Source organism: Thiocystis violascens DSM 198, from assembly GCF_000227745.2.
Classification (GTDB): domain Bacteria; phylum Pseudomonadota; class Gammaproteobacteria; order Chromatiales; family Chromatiaceae; genus Chromatium; species Chromatium violascens.
Genome location: NC_018012.1, coordinates 2575967 through 2594369 on the forward strand (window position 1 = coordinate 2575967; position 18403 = coordinate 2594369).

Sequence of the window (18403 nt, forward strand, 5' to 3'; positions counted from 1 at the left end):
TCTGGAGAGACGGATTCCCTGGATGATTTGTTGGGGCGAGGTTCCAGGATCTCCGCAAGCAGTACGAGCAGTTGCCTGCGGAGGCAAAGCGGCAGGCGCTTTCATTGACCAAATCTGGCGAGAGCAAGACGCCAAGGCCGGGAAGCTAGACGCTTTGGCGCGTAAGGCATTGCAAGATCATGCGGCAAGTCAAACGACTTCCCTTTGATCCACTACGTCAACCCCGACTTCTGGGTGTGTTATCGAGCCTTGCCACATGAGGTTCAGGCTATTGCCGACAAGGCGATCCGGCGAGGGCTCCAACGTTCTCTAAATTCCATACCGCACACACCGTCCCAGCGTATCATTGAACCTGATCGATGGACGTTCTTTGCCGCTTCCTCATCCATGAAGCCATGGTAGAAACGAATCGCGTATCGAACGAATCCGCTACCCCTGAACAAGGGTGCGCGATGCGTACCCGGCCGAACGATCTTGCCGCCCCTCAGCCTCAGGAACTCAGTCGCATGAATTTCCGCTCGCTTCGCTTCAAAATCGCCATGTGGTCGGGTCTCTCGCTCGTCCTACTGGGCACGGCGCTCACCCTCTACTCGATCGGGGCTCTCAAGCAGCAGGTCGAGCACCAGCGCCAGGCGGCGCTCTCGAACGCCAAGCAGCTCTTACTGGATGGAGCGCTCACCAGGACCAAGGAGGTCGAGGCGAGCATCGCGCCCGCCCTGCAGGCGGCCCGCGTCCTGTCGCAGATGCTCGGAACCCTGCCAAGCCAGAAGGAAGAGCCGCCGGCCAGGCCAACCCGCGAGCCCTCGGACGCGGAGCCCCTGGGAACATCCACGGCGAGCGTGCCCGAGGCGTCCACCGTCCGCCAGTTCGGCCGCGAGGCGATCGACCGGATCCTTCAGTCCGTGCTGCGCGGCCACCCCGACTTCCTCGGCGTCTACACCGCCTGGGAGCCCAACGCCTTCGACGGACGCGACGCAGACTTCATCGGCCAGCCGGGCACCGATGCCAGCGGGCGGCTCATCCCCTATTGGAGCCGCGCCGCGGACGGCAAGCTCGCCCTCGAACCCTTGGTGAACTATGAGATCCCCGGCGACGGCGACTACTATCTGCTGCCCAAGACAACCGGAATCGAGCATGTGATCGATCCCTATGCCTATACCGTCCAGGGGAAAGAGGTTCTGCTCACCTCACTGGTCGTCCCCATTCGGATCAACGACCAATTCCAGGGCATCGCCGGCGTGGATCTCGCCCTCGATCGTCTGCAACAGATGATCGACAAGACGGCCAACGCGCTCTACGAGGGTGCGGCCCAGATCGCCATCCTCGCCAGCAACGGCGCGATCGTCGCCGCCAGCGACCAGCCGCAACTGATCGGCAAACCTCTCTCCGCCCTCCATGGAGACTGGCAGGACGAACTCAAAATCATCCAGGCGGCGCGCGCCCTGGTCGAGGAGGACGAGGGTAATCTGCTCGCCGTCGCGCCCATTCGCTTCGGCGAGCGCACCCCCCCCTGGGCCGTGCAGCTCACGCTCCCGATGGCGCACGTCCTGGCTCAGGCGGACGCCGCCGCCGCGGACGGGCAGCGCGCCATCAAGATCATGATCGGCGTCGCCATCCTCTGCGTCGCCCTGGGCGTGGGTCTCATGCTCGTGGTCGCCGGCATGATCGTGCGCCCCATCCGCCGACTCAACCTGGCGCTGCACGACATCGCCGATGGCGAAGGCGACCTCACGCACGACCTCGATGCCTCGGGTCGGGACGAACTCGCCGAGCTGGCGCGTGCCTTCAACGCCTTTCAGGGCAAACTCCGGGAGTTGATCCATCAATTGGCCGACGGCGGCCGCCAGGTCGCCAGCGCCGCCGACCAGCTCTCGGCGACGAGCGACCGGAGCGCCGACATCGTCAACCGTCAGCACTCCGAAACCGATCAGGTGGCCACCGCGATGAACGAGATGACCGCCACCGTGGCCGAGGTGGCCCGCTACGCAACGGATGCCGCCGAGGCGACCCGGCAGGCCAACCAGCAGGCCGATGCCGGACGCACGGCGGTCGCGCGCTCGGTGGACGCCATGCAGATGCTCTCGCAGCAGGTCCAGTCGGCAACCGACGCCATCGCGCGGGTCTCCACCGACGCCAGCGAGATCACCACCATCCTCGACGTGATCGGAGGCATCGCCCGCCAGACCAACCTCCTCGCGCTCAACGCCGCCATCGAAGCCGCGCGCGCCGGCGAGCAGGGCCGCGGCTTCGCCGTGGTCGCCGACGAGGTGCGTACCCTGGCGGGCCGCACGCAGGACTCGACGCGCGAGATCCAGGACATGATCGAGCGGCTCCAGAGCGGCACCCGCAGCGCGGTGGAGGTCATGGATGCCGGTCAAACCAAGGCTCGGGATAGCTTGGAGGCGGTGGCCGAGGCGGCGGACGCGATCGAGACCATGGCGAGTTCGGTGGTCTCGATCAAGGACATGAACATCCAGATCGCCAGCGCCGCCGAGGAACAGACCGCCGTCGCCGAGGAGATCGACCGCAACCTGAGTACCATCGTGCAGCTTGTCGAGCAGGTGTCCACCGACGCCACGGAGAGCAGTCGCGCCGCGCAGACGCTCAAGCAGCTTGCCATTGAGCAGAACGCGCGCGTTGGGCGCTTCAAGGCCTGAGGGGCGCCGCCGGCAAGGCGTCTGGTGCTGCAACCTTGGTTGAACTCTCGTCAGGAGTCGTATGAGCGACTGGCTCTTCAAATCCGAGCCCGAAACCTTCGGGCTCGATGACCTGGCAGCGCGCCCCGGCCAAACCGAACCCTGGGATGGGGTGCGCAATTATCAGGCGCGCAACCTGCTGCGCGACCAGATGCGGATCGGCGACCGGATTCTCTTCTATCACTCCAACTGCGAGCTTCCAGGCATCGTCGGGATCGCCGAGGTCGCAAGCGCGCCCCGCCCCGACCCGACCGCTTTCGATCCCGAGGCCAGGTATTTCGACCCCAAAAGCGACCCGGACCAACCGCGCTGGTATCTGGTGGACGTGCGCTATACGCGCCACCTGAAACGGACCATCCCGCTCGCGGAACTCAAGGCATTCGCACAGGGCGCGCTGGACGGAATGCCGCTGGTGCGCAAGGGCAATCGGCTCTCGATCATGCCGGTCAGCCCGGAACAGTGGGAGTTCATCCTCGGGTTGGAGTAGCGCGTGATACCAAGTCCGGCCTACAACTGCCTGACGACCGGCGCCTGCTGAAGCCCAAGCATCTGCGCGCCAAGTTTGAGCGCCTGGTCGGCAAAGGCGTCCAGATCGCCCCAGCGGTCGTCCGTATCGACCACCTCGGACATGAGTTCGCTCACCACCCGCAGTCGATAGGCGCCATCGGCGCGCTCGGCGGGCGGAGTCTGCTCGGCGCAGACATAGAGCACGGGTTCGCGCTGACCTGGGGGCACGAGGGCGAGAATGTAGCGGTAACCGCGCGCATCCCCGCTCTCGATCTCGCCGAGCAGCGAGGCGCCATGGTCGCCCACCTGATAACGGCGTTTCGGGATCGCGGTCTTGATCGCTGGACGGTCTTGCATCGGCTTTACTCCGTTGAAGGGTTTCTCACCAGATGGGGCCGCTCGCCGCGAACGCGAGCCGCCCGCGCCGCTCATGAAGCGGCCCCATAGTCGATGGTGATTTCCTCGTCCGCCACAATCGCACGCCGGGCATGGAGATCGAAACCGTCGAACTCGGCATTCGGCTGGTCGCTGTGATTCAGCCAGCGCAGCAGATTGTCGCCGCGACGACCGATCAGGACATCGGCCTCGGCATCATAGAGCCAAAGCACATGGGGTCCGTCCTGTCCGACTTCCGGGCCTTCAAAGGTACCGATATATTCGCCAACCTCGAAGCGGACCCTGGCGAAACAGCCTTGGCCGTGAATCGGCGACGGCATCGTGTAGAGCGTGCGCGCTAGCGGAGAATGGGCGTGACTGCGGCGCAAGATCGACTGCTCGAATGCGAGGAAGATGGTTTAAGGCGAATTCCGGAAATGACTATACCAAGCGCTAAACCCCGTAGGAGCCCGCTTGCGGGCGACGTGACACGCCAACATGCCTTCCGTGTGCCCCACCCGTCGCCCGCAAGCGGGCTCCTACGGGTAAGATCTTTCACGAAAATCGCCTTATTTCATCTGCCCCGCATACCACACAAGATGTTCGAGCAGCTCGGTCGCCCGCGAGACCGAGGTCTGTACCCCATCGACCATCGCCGGCACACGGGCCGGATCGACGCCATCCGTGACTTCCAGCGCCGCAAGCTGGGCGTTGTTCACGAGGGCGGAGAGCAGGTTGCGATACACGGGATCGGCGGTCGAGTTCAAGGGTGTGCGCATGATTTTCTGCTGCTCCAGGATGCCTGCCTGAAACCGCTGCCGGGCCGCTTCCGCCGCCTTGCGGGCGGTCAGATCGGTGAGCAGAAACACGAATCCCAACACCCGCCCGGGCGAGGAGAACACCGGATCGGCCCGTAGCAAAAACCGCTGCTCGCCCTGATCGCGGGTCGCCAGACAGACCTCGCCACGCCAGGGACGATGATGACGCATCAGATCGCTGACCCGCTGCTCCCGGTCGAGCGGCTCCGTCAGGCGGCTTAACAGATCGTCGAGACACTCGGGCGGCGCGCGCTCCGACCCCAGAAGCCGTTCCAGCGACTCGGTTGCCAGCAGAATCGAGCCATCGGGCGCGGCGATCAGAATCGGCTGATCCGCCACCTGGATCTGCGAACGGACCTGGGCAAGCTGCGCCTGGGCGATCAGCACCCGCACCGACCGGAATTGCTGGATGACATCCGCGACCGACTCGCCGATCAGACGCGCAGTGGTTCGATTGGCCGAGGTCCAGGGGCTGGAGGTGCCCTCGACCACCTGATGCCATTGGCTGAAGGAACGCCGGGGGGACAATTCGGTCGGATCGTCCCCCACAGCAAGCGGCTTGAACGGATTCCCCGCCCAGGTCACGGTACGGACGCGCTCGGGACGAAACCAGAGCAGATACTCGCCGACGCATTTCGAGATCGGGGTGGCCAACACCCCGCTCGCCACCGACTTCACGGCGGCAAGCCGCGGCGACTCCCGTCCCAGCGCGGCCGTGGCCATCACCGGCGCGCTCGGCTGTCCATCCAGCCAGGCCGCGATTCCGCGCAGTTCCTGCGTCCCTGGAACCTCGCCGGTGGTGAGTACCCGGCCATCGTAGAAGAGCGCGGCGCCGGCGGCATCTAACGGTTGCAGCAATGACTGCGGATGATCGAAAAGGGCCGAGGTCCAATCGCCCTCGCGCGCGATCCCTTCGATCATGCGCTGTTCCAGACGCCGCACCGAAATCTCGGCCTGCGCCTGGACAAAACTCTCCAGTGCCGCGATCCGTGTCGCAACCGCCTCCGACAGCAACTCGCACGCGGCACGGATCTCGTATTGCATGGGCCGGGACGTGCGGTGATGGCAGGCCACCATCCCCCACAGCCGCCCCCCGACCAACAGCGAGGCGACCAGGGTTGCCTTGACGCCCATGTTGCGGAGGTACTGAAGATGGATCGGGGACAGGCTGCGTAGCGTGCACAGCGACATATCCAGATCCTCGCCCGTCAGGGGCGAGAGCCTCGGCAGGAGCGGAATCGGGACGTCGTCCACGTCGACCAAAAGACGGATGCGATTACGCTCATAGAGACGGCGCGCGATCTGGGGAATATCCGAGTCCGGATAGCGGTTTCCGAGATACGGCTCCTGATCGGGTTCGCAGCATTCGGCAAAGACCTCGCCATGACCCTCATCGTCGAACCGATAGACCATGACCCGATCATAACCGGCGATCTCCTTGAAGATACGTGCGCTCTCGTCGCAGAGCGCGGGAAGCGAGGGGGCATCCATGATGGTCTGCAACGCACTCTGAACCGGTCCGAAAAGCTCCACAGCCGGCCCGGCGGGTTCGAACTCGATCACCAGTCCGCCGGCCGGCGGGCGATGCACAAGGATGTCGAACGCCTGCCGCGAGCGCCCGACATCGCCGCGCAACACCAAGGGAATAACGCTGAGCGGATGCCTGAGGTGCGGGCGGACACGCTGTTCCAGACCGCCGCCCAGATCGTCGAGCGACCAGCCGAGCGGACTCTCCTCGCAACCGAACACATCGCCCGCGTTGGCGCTCGCCTGGACGATATCCAGCGCGGGCTCGCGCACCACCAGCAAGGCGCCCCGCGGCTGGATGGAGGCGGCATGCTGAATCTGTTCGCGCTCGCAATTCGACAGGCTCGCCTGTCCGAATGCGGGAGAAGACGCTACATCAGGAATCAAGTGGACTGGGCTCCCATCATTCAACATTGCCATGCGCGGCGCGCACGGACTCGGTATCCAACCCGTAACGGTTCAGTTTGACGTAGAGACTTTGACGGCTCAATCCAAGCAGTTCGGCGGTGGCGGTCCGGTTGCCTCGGGTCGCTTCCAGCGCCTCCTCGATATAGTAACGCTCCACCACGCCCACGGTCTCCTCCACCAGCGTACGCAGCGAATGCTTGCCGATCTGCCCGGTCAACGCGCCCAGACGATCGTTCAGCCGATCGGCGTGGCGCGGTGGCGTCAGCCGGCGGCCCACGGCGCGGATCAGGACGACGACGAACTCCGGGTCGGCCTCCCGATTCCCCGCCGCGGAAATTTCGACATCCGTCTCCGTGCCCAGTTCGCCATGCAGGACGGTCGCGAACATCCGCACCGCGCCCAGGCGCTGCACATTCGCCAGCAGCACCGCCAGATCGGCGCCCGGATGGCCGAGCCAGCGCCCGAGTGTCTCATGGATCACCGAACTCTCGGTCGGCATCTGCAGCAGATCGAGACAGCCTTGATTGGCCCGTTGGATCAAGCCCAGCCGATCGGTGATCGCAAAGCCATCCGGCAGGCGCTCCAGCAACTCCTCCAGGGGCGGCGTTCGCGCCAGCTTGGCGCGCGCCTCCGCCACGCCCGCGACCGCCTCGGCCGGCGACAACTGCAAGAGATACACGGCGCCGGACTCCGACGACAGGAGCGAGGCGTGCACCATCCAGGCCACGCGCGGCGTCCCGAGCTGAAGCAGGATCCCTGGAGCCTGCCCCTGCTCCGCCACTCGGTTCAACATCGCTTGCAAGGCATCCCGCTCGGCGGGCAGCAGTGCTGCCAGAAACTCCTGTCCGGCGGCGGTCACTGGCGGCGTCAGGCCCAAAGCCGTGGCGGCGACCGGATTCGCCTCGACGATCCCGAGCGTACTGGCGCGCAGCAGCAGCACGGCATCGGTCGAGGAGCGAAACAGCAGCCGATAGCGCGTCTCGACCTCGCGCAGCTTCCAGTAATCGCGCTCCATCGTCTGCTGTGCCTCGACGAGTCGCGACTGAAGCTCCGTCACGGCCTGCAGGCTGCGGCCGATCGCGACCAGACCGGCCTGTCCGCCGAGACGCACCGCCGTATATTCGATCGGCAGCGCACGCCCGCTCGGAAAGCGCTGCGTCACCTGCCGAAAGGCCGACACCCCGCTGATCGCGGCATCCTCGACCAATTGGCGCAGGCTCTCGCCGCCTTCCGGCTCGACGGTCTCGGACCAGGGACGCCCCACCCAGGCATCCAATCCCTCGCCGGGAAGGCTCGTCGATAGCGCGGCGCGACGAATCACCCCCTCGCGATCAAGGAAAAGCGTCACATCGGGTTGTGGCAGGTTTCGGGTCGTCATGGTCTCTCAAGGCTCGGCGTCAATGGATTGGATGGTGCGGCGCACCAAATGCCCTGATCGGTTGGAGTCGAACCCAGCCCAAATCGTTCACTTCGCGACGAATTTTATCGACCGTCAATTCCGGTCGGGGCATAGCCCTTGGGGACCGCCTGCGATAAACTGCCAATTCCAGAGTTTGGTCGCGACCCGAGACCTCGTCACAACGCCCTCGTAGCTCAGTTGGATAGAGCGATCGCCTCCTAAGCGGTAGGTCACAGGTTCAATTCCTGTCGAGGGCGCCAAATACCCATCCAAAGCCATCCAGAGACGTTTTCGCAACCGGCCTAAGTGCCGGTTTTTCTTTGCCTGTTCGTTCCGTAACGTTCAATAAGGCGCATTGACAGCCAAGGGCATTCAGGGGCAGGATTCGCGAACCATGCCCCCAAACCCGGACGGCGCCGAAAAAATGCCCCTGACTGATGTCAAGATCCGCAACGCCAAGCCCACCGAGAAGCCGTTTCGCCTCTTCGATGGGCAGGGGCTTTACCTGGAAGTCGCGCCCACGGGCGGCAAACTCTGGCGCTTCAAGTACCGCTTCGATGGCAAGGAGAAACGCTTAGGACTCGGGAGGTATCCCGCCACCGGATTACGCGAAGCCCGGCAAGGCCGCGACGATCTGCGCGCGCTACTCCAACAGGGCATCGATCCCGGCGCCCGCCGCAAGGCCGACAAGATCGAGAAGCGCATCCTGGCAGGGAACAGTTTTGAATTGGTTGGTCGGGAGTGGTACGGCAAGTTTTCGCCCGATTGGGCAGCGACCTATCAGCGCAAGATCCTTTCCAGCCTGGATCGCGATCTATTCCCCTGGATCGGCAGCCGTCCGATTGCCGAGATCGCCGCCCCCGAGTTGCTGGCGGCTGCTCGCCGTGTTGAATCCCGTGGAGCGCTGCACACGGCCCACCGGGTCATCCGCACCGCCGGGCAAATCTTCCGGTATGCCGTCGCCGCCGGATACGCCACCCGCGACCCGTCCGGCGATCTGCGCGGCGCGCTCCCGCCGGCGAAAGGGACGCACTTCGCATCGATCACGGACCCGGCGCGCGTGGGCGAACTGCTACGGATGATCGACGGCTACACCGGAACGCCTACTGTTTGCGCGGCGCTGAAGCTGGCACCGTTGGTCTTCGTTCGCCCCGGCGAGTTGCGCAAGGCCGAATGGACCGACATCGATCTTGACCGTGCCGAATGGCGCTACCGCGTCACCAAGACCGACCAGGATCACATCGTTCCGCTCTCGACTCAGGCCGTCGCCATCCTGACGGACCTTCACCCGCTCACCGGACGCGGGCGTTATGCCTTTCCGTCCGCGCGGGGCGCGGATCGCCCGATGTCCGATAACGCCCTCCTCGCCGCCCTGCGTCGATTGGGCATCCCCAAGGACGAGATGAGCGGGCACGGCTTCCGAGCGATGGCCCGCACCATCCTGGATGAGGTGTTGGGCTTCCGTCCCGACTTCATCGAGCACCAATTAGCCCATGCCGTGCGAGATCCCAACGGCAGAAGTTACAACCGCACTTCCCACCTTGAGTCGCGCAAGCTGATGATGCAGGCATGGTCGAATTACCTGGATGGAGTCAAGGCAGGCGGTAACGTCGTGGCGTTCAAGAAGGCGGGATAGCCCCAGACAGCAACAAGCCCCGAGACGGCACCATCCGCCCCGAGGCTTTGACCACCACCAACCTAGAGAGAGGTTCGGCCATGGCTGAAGAGAAGATTACCGTATCTCACGATGAACCACCCGACCTTAGTCGCCGTTGTCTGCATGAATCAATGAAACGACTGGAAGACAATACGTTCGGTAGCGAATTCAATACCGCGATAAAAACAAACCTGATCCCGCTTTGGCTTGTCCCATATTTCTTTTGTCTATCGCCCGCCGGATCTGGCGCGATAATCGATAAGACTCTCCCGATTTGCTATGAGCGGTTCATCCGTGCGTTGGATGATGCCGTTTTGTATTGCGAGATACGCCATAGAGATCCGATAACCCGGATGTATTCCGCCACGCCAATGCAGCTTGAATCCCTGTTTTTCGCGTCTGATCTGGATATGTGGGCATACAATTCGCACGGGTTACGCATGGCGACACCGCCCGAAGAGCCGAGCATTGACGGGTTTGTCAAGGACAAATTGCCCGCGCTCGCGCCCGCGCCCGATGCAATCGATAGACCCCTTCGCAACATAGAGCGTCAAACGCTGCTGATCATCATCGCGGCGCTTGCGAGTGAAGCCAAGATCGACATTACACGACATGAAGCCGCTGGCAGCGTCATTGAAAAGCTGACCGATGAACTTGGATCGCATTTGGATGCGGGCACCATCGCCCGGCACCTGAAGCGGTGCCCCGAGGCGATTAACGACCGCAAGAAATAACCCCGCAATCCTCACGACGCTCGCGAGGATTCTTATCGATCCTCATGAGGACGCATCTCAAGCAAGCCCGCCTACTATCGTCCCGCAATGTTCAACACCACAGCGAGACGACTTAATGAAGGCAAACACACAACCCCCCGCAACGGCCCGAATCCTGCGACTGCCAGAGGTTGCCGCGCGCATCGGCATGAGCCGATCCAGCGTCTATCTGCTGATGAATCGCGGGCAATTCCCAAAATCGGTCAAGTTGTCCCTTCGCGCTGTTGGCTGGCGAGAGAGCGAAATCGACGAATGGGCCAATTCGCGCCCGTCCGCTGCTTAGAGAGAGGGACGCCCCATGACAGACCCAACCCACGCGAAACCAGCCAGCGCCACGCGCCCCACAACGGAACAGCAAAACCGCATGAACTGGCTTGAAACTACGTTTGGACTCGGAGGGATCGACCTGCGCGAACACATCATTCTAACGGAGGCAGACGGAGCGCCTGACCCGACCGCCGCGCTGGAACTGGAATGGCTGAATCAACGTAGACGCCAGATCCTGAGCGCATTCGACAAGAAATACTTCAGGAACAAGCGGAGGCGACCCCCAAAAGAAAACGCCCCGCTGGTCCGCGAGACCACCGAGGCGCTTGATTTGGGTTCCCCGACCCGTTTACTCTGTGCCGTCGCCGAATCCCTTGCCGGGGATTCGGCGTCAAGCTCCGACCGCTAAGACGATCCGAGCACCGGCATGGACAAGTATAGCCTATGGGTCAGTGCGTCCGCACCCGCCCGCCGTCCGCGCCTCTGCCCCGCCTTGCGATCGGTCCCTTCCCTTGGAGACCGACACATGAACAACCGAAACCCCGCACACGACCAACTTGCCCGGCGCGTCTTCGATGCCCTGGCCTATCCCAATTCCACCTTGACCGATCTGCTGGACGAAGCCTTGCGGATGGTGACCGGCTTATCTGACCTGCTGGCGGTCCATGGCGACACGGCAAACTTTCACGGACTCAGCATTGAAGCAGTCCATGTAGACGCCGCCGCCGCGTCGATCCGTCAACAGGCTCGCTTAATCGCCGCCCTGGTCGCGCAACTGACCGACGAAAACCGCCGCCTGACGGTTGCCCTGGAAGCCCAAGCGGGACCGGAGGCGTTGTCATGATCGGCATACTGAATCAGCTCAAGATTCACGCACTAACTTGGTTGGAAGACCCGAGACACATTGATCGTTTACCTCTCTGGACGGTCAAGTACATTCTCATGTCTCAAGGGCTATTCGGCTTGGTCATGAGTCGCAAGATCGACGCCGCGGGTAAAGAACTGGACAGCCTTCGTTCAGAGCTTGATGCAGAAATAAAAGCCGCCAAAGACAGGGCCGGGCACACGCATCCAGCGATCAACAAAGATCGGGGTGAACAGTCATGACCGCCGCCCCTCAAACCGGAGGGGCGAAAGCCCCCTCATCAAAGACCCGCGCCAATCTCCCCCCCGAGATCCGCGCCAACCTCGCCGCGCACATGCCAAGCACCCCAGAGGCCGCCCACGAGACGCCGCCGCTTGCTGCGTACTTCCAAGAACTCGCCGCCGATGGCGAACCGTCTGAGCCGCTGGCGTTTGAGACCAGCGCCAAGGGCACACCCACGCCTCATCCAGCCAAGGCCCAGCGCGCGCCACGCATCGGCGAAGACCTGGAACGCATCCGCGACGCCTTATTTTGCGTCCCCCCGGATGACCGCGACACCTGGATCAAGATGGGCATGGCGATCAAGAGCGAGATCGGCGAGGCCGGGCGCGAACTCTGGGAGAACTGGTCCCAGGCGGCGGACGCCTACAACGCCGCCGATGCCCGCGACGTGTGGAAATCCTTCACGGCCACCGGCAAGGTCAAGCTCGGAACGCTCTTTCACGAGGCCAAGCAAAACGGCTGGCGCGACCGCGACCCGCTACCGCCACCAACACCTGAAGAGATCGCCGAACGCAAGCGCCAAGCCGACGAGCAAGCCCGAAAAGCGGCCGAGGATCTGGCCCGCGAGCAAGCCGAAACCGCCCGCCGGGCGCTGTCGGTCTGGACCGCATCAAGCCCGGCTGACCCCAACCACCCGTACCTCGTCAGGAAGGGCATCGCCCCGACCGAGAAGCTGCTACAGATCGACGCGAACGAGGCGGCCATCCTGCTGGGGTATCACCCGCAATCCCGCGGCGCGAGGCTGCAAGGCCCGCTGCTGGTCGCGCCGATCCAGATCGACGGACGCCCGCATCTGTCGAGTCTCGAACTGATCGACGGCGACGGACGCAAGACAGCGTTGACGGGGAGGGGCACCAAGACCGGCGGGTATTGGGCGGCGCAGTTTCTGCAGGACGATCCCGGCGACGGCTTCGCCCTGCTGATCGCCGAAGGCGTGGCGACGGCGCTTTCCGCAAAGGCCGCGACCGGACGCCCCCTCATTGCGGCGCTATCGCTCGGGAACGTCCCCAAGGTCTTGCAGGCGATGCGGGCGCGCTATCCCCAGGCGCCCCTGCTGCTGCTGGCCGATCTGGACAAGAAAACCGGCAAACCGGATCCCAAGGTTGCGAGCGCGGCAAAGTCTGTGGGCGCGGCGCTGGCGGCCCCCGACTTCGGCCCCGACCGCCCCGAGGGCGCGACCGACTTCAACGATTTGCACCAGGCAAGCGGTCTGGAACCCGTGTGGCGCCAGATCGAGGGGGCGATTTCAGAGGCGAAAAACAGTACATGCATTCAAGAAAATTCTTCAGCCAAAAAAAGTAAAAATCCTTCCGATCCTTCCGGTACGCGGGTTCAATCCCTCCGGGACTCCTCCGGAACTTCTAAAGATCCTTCCGGTACGCGGGTTCAATCCCTCCGGGACTCCTCCGGAACCTCTCAGAAATCGGGCGAATCGTTTCGGGGATGCCTGACGTATGAGCCGGACAACGGCCCCATGAGACGCCTGATCGACTCCCAGGCCGCCGCCGCGATTGCCGCGCATCTGGTCGGACGCCTCGCATGGGACGCGGACGCGGGCGCGTGGATGACGTGGCAGGTGACGCACTGGGAGCCGCTTCTGAATGCCGCACCCGCCGAGAAGTTGATCGCCGATGCGGTCGAGGAGGGAACGCGCCCGATTGGGTATCGCGTCGCCTATCTGGCCGGGATCACCACCATCATCCAACGACGCGGGATTTTGCCAGCGCCCAACTGGCCGCCCAATGTAGTGCCCTTCGCCAATGGTCTGTTGAATCTGGAATCGGGCACGCTGACCCCGGCGACGCCGCGCTTTGCGCTCAATTGGGTCTTGCCCTGGAACTATGACAAGCAAGCCGATTGCCCGGCGGTCAAGGCATGGTTGCTGCGCTCGGTAGACGGCCAAGACCCCGAGACCGTGGAACTCCTCCGCGCGTGGCTGGCGGCGCTGATCCGAGGTCTACCGCTTCAGTATTTCCTGACCCTGATCGGTCGCGGAGGATCGGGCAAGGGGACGTTCCAGCGTCTCGCCGCCGCGCTGGTCGGAATCCGCAACGTCGCGGTGACGGATTTAGCGAGGCTGGAGAACCGCCCCTTCGAGACGGCGTTGCTCTACGGGAAGCGGCTGTGCATGGTGAATGAGGCGGGGAAGTACGGCGGGACCGTTGATGTGCTCAAAGCCATTACCGGCGGGGATCATATCCCGATGGAGCGCAAACACGTTCAGCAATCCGGATCGTTTGTGTTTCGCGGTCTGGTCTTGATGGCGACCAACGAGCCGATTATCGCGACCGACGCGACCAGCGGGTTAGAGCGTCGCCGCCTGACCGTTCGGTTTCCCTATTCGGCCACGCCGCACGAAAAAGCCGCATGGATGAGCAAGGGAGGCGAGGAAGCCGTCTTGCATGCCGAGATCCCTGGCTTGATTCGCTGGCTGCTTGAGATGCCCGTGGACGACATCCGCGCGCGTCTCGCCTCGCCGCCGCAACGTGTCGCCGCCGAAAACCTGCTCGGGATGGCCGCGGGAAACTCGGTTGCGGAATGGATGCTGGAAAACTGTACGCCAGTGGTAGACGACAAGATCGGGGTGCAGATCGGATCCAAGAAGCCCGCTTACGGCGGAGGCTACGAGTATTCAGAGGTTCGCCTGTATCCGCATTACCTTCAGTGGTGCGACGAAACCGGGAGGAGCCACCCTGTCGCGATCCGTAAATTCTCGGATGTGGCGTCCGACATCGCCGAACACCTTGGCTATTCGGTCAAAAAAAGCCGAGACGCCACGACGCGCGCGACGCACCTGATCGGGCTTCGGCTGCGCCAAAACTGGGAAGAGCCGTATAGCTGGATCACCTTCCGGAGGAGTGAGCCGGAGGAATCGGAGGAGTCCGGAGGAGTCTCCGGAGGGATTGAGCCCGCGTACCGGAAGGATCGGAGGAGTTAAAGGCAAAACTTTGTTCCAAAAAAAAACCGGAGCAAAGTGTACGAAAGCGCTGACCAGCAACCGCGCAGACAGACATCCGCGCGGTTGCTGGCGCTGGCAGAGGTCCAAAATGACAATGAGCGAAATGCAAGCACATCATGACGCGATAATTGAGAAGCTTGACGAAATAGCGGACCTTTCTGAGCACTGGAGGCGTAACCGAGAAAAAGGCAGACATCCAAACGCTATCCGTACTGCAATGATGATGCTGGCACATGAGATAACGATGCTGGCGCGGCTGCAAGATAGAGAAACGGCCGCATACCATGAGACCAATTCAAGCTAACCTCGCCAATCGCCGCACTACCCCTGCACTACGTCTCCCTGCCCCGCGTTGACGGGTCGCGCTACCTTGGGGCTACACCGTCAACGCGATACCGACCATGAAACCCACGTCCTTTCGTTTACCTGCCGACGCCCTGGAGCGCCTACGCACCCTGACCCAACCGGGGGAAAGCATGGCAGCCGTCTTTCAGCGGGCGTTGATCGCCCTGGAAGGATCGCCGCCCCCGGTCAGTCTGGATCGCTTGGCGGCGCGTCTGGATGCCCTGGAAGCCCGCTTGCTCGCCTTGGAGCGGGAGCGTTTGCCAATCGTGCCAGATCGCCCGCCAATGATCGCGGACGATCGTGACGCCAGCATCCTGCGGCGGTTTCAGTCAGGCGAAACCAAGCGCGCCATCGCCCGCCAGCTTGGCATCGCGGAGTCCACTGTTCGCGCGGTACTGAAACGGCGCGCGCTTTAACCTCAGTTTCAGCCCGGATCATTCGTACATGGACAAGAAAGCACGAACCGCCACCGTCCAAGCCGCCACACCGAGACCCAACGCATGAAACCGACCGCCAACCCCATTCGCCCTCAACCGGACACATCCGCCATGAAAACCCCCGCACTCCCGGCGCTGCTGTCGCGCCATGCTCAACTGACCGCGCAACTTGCCGCCCTGGACGAACAGATCCGCGTCAATAGCGACGCGAGGGACACCGCCGAAGCCGACCGCGCTCAAGCCCGCGAACAGGAACGCCAAGCTATCGCCCAGATCGAACGCGAGGCACCCAAGACCCCCGGCACCAACCCCGAGTACATCGCCCAGGAAGCCGACCGCGACCGCGCGGTAAACGCGGCCCGCCGCCTGGAAGCGGAGGCGCAGACGCGGCTGAACGCCTGCCAACAACGCGACGAAGCCCTCTCCATCCAACGCCGCGCCCTGGAACAGGATCGCCTGGCGCTGTGTGGCGGTTCGCTGTCCGACCTGCTGACGCTCCAAGACCAGATCGAGGCCGCGCGCGTCGAGGTTTCCCGTCTGGATCGCCTGATCGACGAACACCGCGCCCACCCAGCCCCGGATCGCGCCCCGGTTGACGCGCTGGACGAACAGCTTGCCGCGCTTCTCGCCAAATCCGCGCTCGGCGAAGCGGTTCAAGGCGAACTGAGCGCGCTGGAAAAACGGCGAGCCGCCGCGCAAACGAACCATGCCAGCGCCACCGAGCAAGCCCGGCGCGCGGGGCTGTTGGTGCGTGGACTGGAAGACCGGCGAGCGGTTGAACGTGCGCGCGTGGCCGACCTGGAAAGCCAAGGCCGGATTGCGTTCGCCTGGCAGGTCCGCGCCGAACTGGACCGGACCATCCAGGACTTCCGCGCGACCGCCGAACGGCTGTTTGAGGTGCGCGGTTCCCTGTTGGGCCTGGCCAAGCTCACCGAGGGCACCGAGCCGGATCTAGCCCGCCAAGTGAAGGCGTTGACCGACCCCGCCGCCCGGCAATCGCTCAGGATCACCGGCCCCGGCCTGGATCTGATCGACGATCCCGCTTATCGCGAACGTGCGACCGAGCGCGAGCGCTCCCGCTATCGTCAGGCCGGATTGCGGTTGCCCGAATGAATGTGGTCCGCGTTCCCGAGTTCGTGCTGATTTCCAGGGTGATCGCCGCCCTGGAACGGCAAGGCGCGGTCTTGCGCAAGCGCGAGCCGTCCCGGCGCTGGCATGATCGCCCCGGCGATTTCGTCATTCTGCGTCGGCGAACCGCGGGGAGTGTCGGGCAACCGGGAGGCGCTAGTCATGAAGTCTATCCCGGCACCCTCGCCGATCTGGCGCGCGAACTGGGGGCGATGGGAGACGGCGAGCGGTGCGAATGGGAGTGAACCGCTACCCCACCCGAACCACCGCCGTGAGGTAATCCGTCCCCGCGTGGTCTTCCTGATATGCCAGCGCCCGGCGATGCAGCGCCAACCGCGCCGCGTCGGTCTGGTAGCCGTCCGGCATCGCGAACGCGGGAAGCTCGTTCGTGATCCCCCAGCCCGCGAAATCCAGCGGAGCCGCAAACGCGAACCCCGGCAAACGCGGAACGCAATCCGCCAAGACCGCATCGGCCATCCCCTTGACAGCGGGAGGCACGGCCCCGAGGAACCCCAGGTGACGCAGATAGAACGCCCCTGGCACCGGGTTGGCGTCTGCCCCTGGCGGGTAGAACGACGCCGAAACCTTCTTGTAGCGCCCCGCATTCACCGCCTGAGCAAAGGCTGAATCGACGCCTCCCGGTTGCGCGTACAAACGCCCCTCTCGAACGAACAGCGAGGCCACTGACCCATAGGCCGGACGATTCGTCTCTGGATGCCCGATGACCAACGGGGCACGACTGATAGACGGACGGTAGGCGCTCGCCATGGCCTGTACATCCGTGGCCGAAAAACACACCGAACGCCCGCTCATATCGACGTGGCATCCCGGTCTGAAAATCTCGATTTCGCACGCACAAGCGGTCATCTCTGGAACCCTTTTGGACAACGAAAAACGTCTTGACAGTCTACCGCCGAAAACGCTTCAACAGCCTGAATGGAGTTGTAAAATAAAGCGACTGACCAGCGGATAAACCAAAGGTGTCGGAATGATTGGAACCCCTGTTTCGCGCGTTAGAGGCGGATTGGAAATGGTCACGATTAACGGGGTCGCGTTACCGGAAGCGCGCGTTCGCGACCACATGCCCGAGACGCTGCGAGAGGTCGCCGATCTGATCGGCGTGGCCGCCGCGCTTTGCCTTTCCAAGCGGTTCGGCGGTCGCTCCCTGTACATCCCCGCAAGCCCCGGCCCAGACAGCGACATTACCGCCTGCATTGGCTGGGAGGCGGCGCAAACGTTGGGGCGCTACTTCGGGCAGAACGATGTCGTGCTACCGATGGCTCGCACCATCGAACGCCTGGCCCGCGATCAGGCATTGCTTCAGGATCGCGGTCGAGGCGCAACTGTTCGCTGGCTGTCGTTTCGCTACGATCTGAGCGAGCGGAGGGTTTGGGAAATTCTCGCGGTTCACCGCGCCCACGAAGCCCCGTGTGGGGTTGTACCCATTCCAGAGAGCGCCACCGCACGAGAGACCACGCCCCGCGCGGCTGGCAGGGCAACCAGCGCCCGCGCGGGGAACGCCAGAGCGGGATTCGATGGGGCACGCTGATCGTCGATCAGTGCGGATTGGCACTAGATCGCGAGATGACTTGAGCGATTAAGCCGAAACGGGAGCCGCCTTCACCGCTTGGCGCTGGCAGAGATCCAGGGCATCCGCCATTGGATTGCTGTCTTGGCGCTGACGCTCACCACCACCTGCTCCGAGGTGCCCCGCCGTCTGGCGCTGGCATCCATCGCCACCTTCACCGCTTGGCGCTGGCAGAGATCCAGGGACATCCGCCGGCGGATTGCTGTCTTGGCGCTGACGCTCACCACCACCTGCTCCGAGGTGCCCCGCCGTCTGGCGCTGGCATCCATCGCCACCTTCACCGCTTGGCGCTGGGAGCAATTCAGGCCGTCGAGATCCAAGAAGCCCGGCTGATCGACCCCGAAAAATCGTGCAGCGATCCCTAGCAGGGGG

19 protein-coding genes and 1 tRNA gene are annotated in these 18403 nt (G+C 63.7%); 14 read left to right on the top strand and 6 right to left on the bottom strand.

Features of this window, described 5'->3' with window-relative positions; translation table 11 throughout:
* Positions 1-506 precede the first annotated feature (506 nt).
* Together THIVI_RS11395 and THIVI_RS11400 are read left to right on the top strand one after the other, a co-directional pair.
* Positions 507-2657, top strand: a complete 2151-nt coding sequence (locus THIVI_RS11395) for a methyl-accepting chemotaxis protein (protein ID WP_041446959.1) — start codon at positions 507-509, stop codon at positions 2655-2657.
* Positions 2658-2718: 61 nt separating this feature from the next.
* Positions 2719-3183 (top strand): EVE domain-containing protein, encoded by a 465-nt coding sequence (locus THIVI_RS11400; protein WP_014778748.1) that lies wholly within the window; start codon positions 2719-2721, stop codon positions 3181-3183.
* A gap of 20 nt (positions 3184-3203) precedes the next feature.
* On the opposite strand, the gene THIVI_RS11405 is transcribed toward THIVI_RS11400, so the two are convergent.
* From THIVI_RS11405 to ppsR, 4 genes are all read right to left on the bottom strand, one after another.
* Positions 3204-3560, bottom strand: a complete 357-nt coding sequence (locus tag THIVI_RS11405) for a hypothetical protein (RefSeq protein WP_014778749.1) — start codon at positions 3558-3560, stop codon at positions 3204-3206.
* A gap of 71 nt (positions 3561-3631) precedes the next feature.
* Positions 3632-3967, bottom strand: coding sequence for an SET domain-containing protein (locus THIVI_RS11410; protein ID WP_014778750.1), 336 nt, complete (start codon positions 3965-3967; stop codon positions 3632-3634).
* Positions 3968-4147: 180 nt separating this feature from the next.
* Entirely contained in the window at positions 4148-6310 is a 2163-nt protein-coding gene (locus tag THIVI_RS11415) for a GAF domain-containing protein (protein WP_014778751.1), read from the bottom strand.
* A gap of 16 nt (positions 6311-6326) precedes the next feature.
* Entirely contained in the window at positions 6327-7709 is a 1383-nt protein-coding gene (gene ppsR / locus THIVI_RS11420; RefSeq protein ID WP_014778752.1) for a transcriptional regulator PpsR, read from the bottom strand.
* 204 nt (positions 7710-7913) lie between these two features.
* Here ppsR and THIVI_RS11425 point away from each other — a divergent pair.
* The 11 genes from THIVI_RS11425 to THIVI_RS11475 all read left to right on the top strand — a co-directional run bounded on the left by THIVI_RS11425 (position 7914) and on the right by THIVI_RS11475 (position 16688).
* Positions 7914-7990: transfer RNA gene (locus THIVI_RS11425), tRNA-Arg, on the top strand.
* 134 nt (positions 7991-8124) lie between these two features.
* Entirely contained in the window at positions 8125-9366 is a 1242-nt protein-coding gene (locus THIVI_RS11430) for a tyrosine-type recombinase/integrase (protein WP_014778753.1), read from the top strand.
* An 80-nt stretch (positions 9367-9446) separates the two neighbouring features.
* Positions 9447-10121 carry a hypothetical protein gene (locus THIVI_RS11435; RefSeq protein WP_014778754.1) on the top strand — a complete coding sequence of 225 codons (675 nt, stop codon included), beginning with the start codon at positions 9447-9449 and terminating at the stop codon, positions 10119-10121.
* Between the two features lie 115 nt (positions 10122-10236).
* Positions 10237-10443, top strand: coding sequence for a helix-turn-helix transcriptional regulator (locus THIVI_RS23685; RefSeq protein ID WP_014778755.1), 207 nt, complete (start codon positions 10237-10239; stop codon positions 10441-10443).
* Between the two features lie 15 nt (positions 10444-10458).
* Entirely contained in the window at positions 10459-10836 is a 378-nt protein-coding gene (locus tag THIVI_RS11440; protein ID WP_014778756.1) for a hypothetical protein, read from the top strand.
* Between the two features lie 117 nt (positions 10837-10953).
* Complete coding sequence (locus THIVI_RS11445; RefSeq protein WP_014778757.1) at positions 10954-11271, top strand: hypothetical protein; 318 nt, start codon at positions 10954-10956, stop codon at positions 11269-11271.
* The gene (locus THIVI_RS11450) at positions 11268-11534 is read left to right on the top strand and encodes a hypothetical protein (RefSeq protein ID WP_014778758.1); all 267 of its coding nucleotides are present in this window, start codon (positions 11268-11270) and stop codon (positions 11532-11534) included. The genes THIVI_RS11445 and THIVI_RS11450 overlap by 4 nt, the downstream gene beginning before the upstream one ends.
* On the top strand, positions 11531-14512 hold the full coding sequence (locus tag THIVI_RS22790) for a PriCT-2 domain-containing protein (protein WP_014778759.1): 2982 nt from the start codon (positions 11531-11533) through the stop codon (positions 14510-14512). Before THIVI_RS11450 ends, THIVI_RS22790 begins: the two co-directional genes overlap by 4 nt.
* Positions 14513-14934: 422 nt before the next feature.
* Complete coding sequence (locus THIVI_RS11465) at positions 14935-15294, top strand: LuxR C-terminal-related transcriptional regulator (protein ID WP_014778760.1); 360 nt, start codon at positions 14935-14937, stop codon at positions 15292-15294.
* Between the two features lie 84 nt (positions 15295-15378).
* Positions 15379-16428: a coiled-coil domain-containing protein gene (locus THIVI_RS11470; RefSeq protein ID WP_083845745.1), complete on the top strand. Its 1050-nt coding sequence runs from the start codon at positions 15379-15381 to the stop codon at positions 16426-16428.
* Positions 16425-16688: a hypothetical protein gene (locus THIVI_RS11475; RefSeq protein ID WP_014778762.1), complete on the top strand. Its 264-nt coding sequence runs from the start codon at positions 16425-16427 to the stop codon at positions 16686-16688. The genes THIVI_RS11470 and THIVI_RS11475 overlap by 4 nt, the downstream gene beginning before the upstream one ends.
* A 4-nt stretch (positions 16689-16692) precedes the next feature.
* Here the strand turns inward: THIVI_RS11475 and THIVI_RS22795 are convergent, their stop codons facing one another.
* Complete coding sequence (locus tag THIVI_RS22795; RefSeq protein WP_245537255.1) at positions 16693-17211, bottom strand: hypothetical protein; 519 nt, start codon at positions 17209-17211, stop codon at positions 16693-16695.
* A gap of 262 nt (positions 17212-17473) precedes the next feature.
* Here THIVI_RS22795 and THIVI_RS11485 point away from each other — a divergent pair, with 262 nt between their 5' ends.
* Positions 17474-17992 carry a Mor transcription activator family protein gene (locus THIVI_RS11485; protein WP_014778764.1) on the top strand — a complete coding sequence of 173 codons (519 nt, stop codon included), beginning with the start codon at positions 17474-17476 and terminating at the stop codon, positions 17990-17992.
* A 71-nt stretch (positions 17993-18063) separates the two neighbouring features.
* On the opposite strand, the gene THIVI_RS23690 is transcribed toward THIVI_RS11485, so the two are convergent.
* Positions 18064-18351 (bottom strand): hypothetical protein, encoded by a 288-nt coding sequence (locus THIVI_RS23690; RefSeq protein ID WP_245537256.1) that lies wholly within the window; start codon positions 18349-18351, stop codon positions 18064-18066.
* Positions 18352-18403: the final 52 nt, after the last annotated feature.

Coding starts and splice junctions, on each gene's coding strand:
- THIVI_RS11395 (WP_041446959.1), top strand. CDS start 507: ATGAATTTCCGCTCGCTTCGCTTCAAAATCGCCATGTGGTCGGGTCTC.
- THIVI_RS11400 (WP_014778748.1), top strand. CDS start 2,719: ATGAGCGACTGGCTCTTCAAATCCGAGCCCGAAACCTTCGGGCTCGAT.
- THIVI_RS11405 (WP_014778749.1), bottom strand. CDS start 3,560: ATGCAAGACCGTCCAGCGATCAAGACCGCGATCCCGAAACGCCGTTAT.
- ppsR (WP_014778752.1), bottom strand. CDS start 7,709: ATGACGACCCGAAACCTGCCACAACCCGATGTGACGCTTTTCCTTGAT.
- THIVI_RS11430 (WP_014778753.1), top strand. CDS start 8,125: ATGCCCCCAAACCCGGACGGCGCCGAAAAAATGCCCCTGACTGATGTC.
- THIVI_RS11435 (WP_014778754.1), top strand. CDS start 9,447: ATGGCTGAAGAGAAGATTACCGTATCTCACGATGAACCACCCGACCTT.
- THIVI_RS23685 (WP_014778755.1), top strand. CDS start 10,237: ATGAAGGCAAACACACAACCCCCCGCAACGGCCCGAATCCTGCGACTG.
- THIVI_RS11440 (WP_014778756.1), top strand. CDS start 10,459: ATGACAGACCCAACCCACGCGAAACCAGCCAGCGCCACGCGCCCCACA.
- THIVI_RS11445 (WP_014778757.1), top strand. CDS start 10,954: ATGAACAACCGAAACCCCGCACACGACCAACTTGCCCGGCGCGTCTTC.
- THIVI_RS11450 (WP_014778758.1), top strand. CDS start 11,268: ATGATCGGCATACTGAATCAGCTCAAGATTCACGCACTAACTTGGTTG.
- THIVI_RS22790 (WP_014778759.1), top strand. CDS start 11,531: ATGACCGCCGCCCCTCAAACCGGAGGGGCGAAAGCCCCCTCATCAAAG.
- THIVI_RS11465 (WP_014778760.1), top strand. CDS start 14,935: ATGAAACCCACGTCCTTTCGTTTACCTGCCGACGCCCTGGAGCGCCTA.
- THIVI_RS11470 (WP_083845745.1), top strand. CDS start 15,379: ATGAAACCGACCGCCAACCCCATTCGCCCTCAACCGGACACATCCGCC.
- THIVI_RS11475 (WP_014778762.1), top strand. CDS start 16,425: ATGAATGTGGTCCGCGTTCCCGAGTTCGTGCTGATTTCCAGGGTGATC.
- THIVI_RS22795 (WP_245537255.1), bottom strand. CDS start 17,211: ATGGCGAGCGCCTACCGTCCGTCTATCAGTCGTGCCCCGTTGGTCATC.
- THIVI_RS11485 (WP_014778764.1), top strand. CDS start 17,474: ATGGTCACGATTAACGGGGTCGCGTTACCGGAAGCGCGCGTTCGCGAC.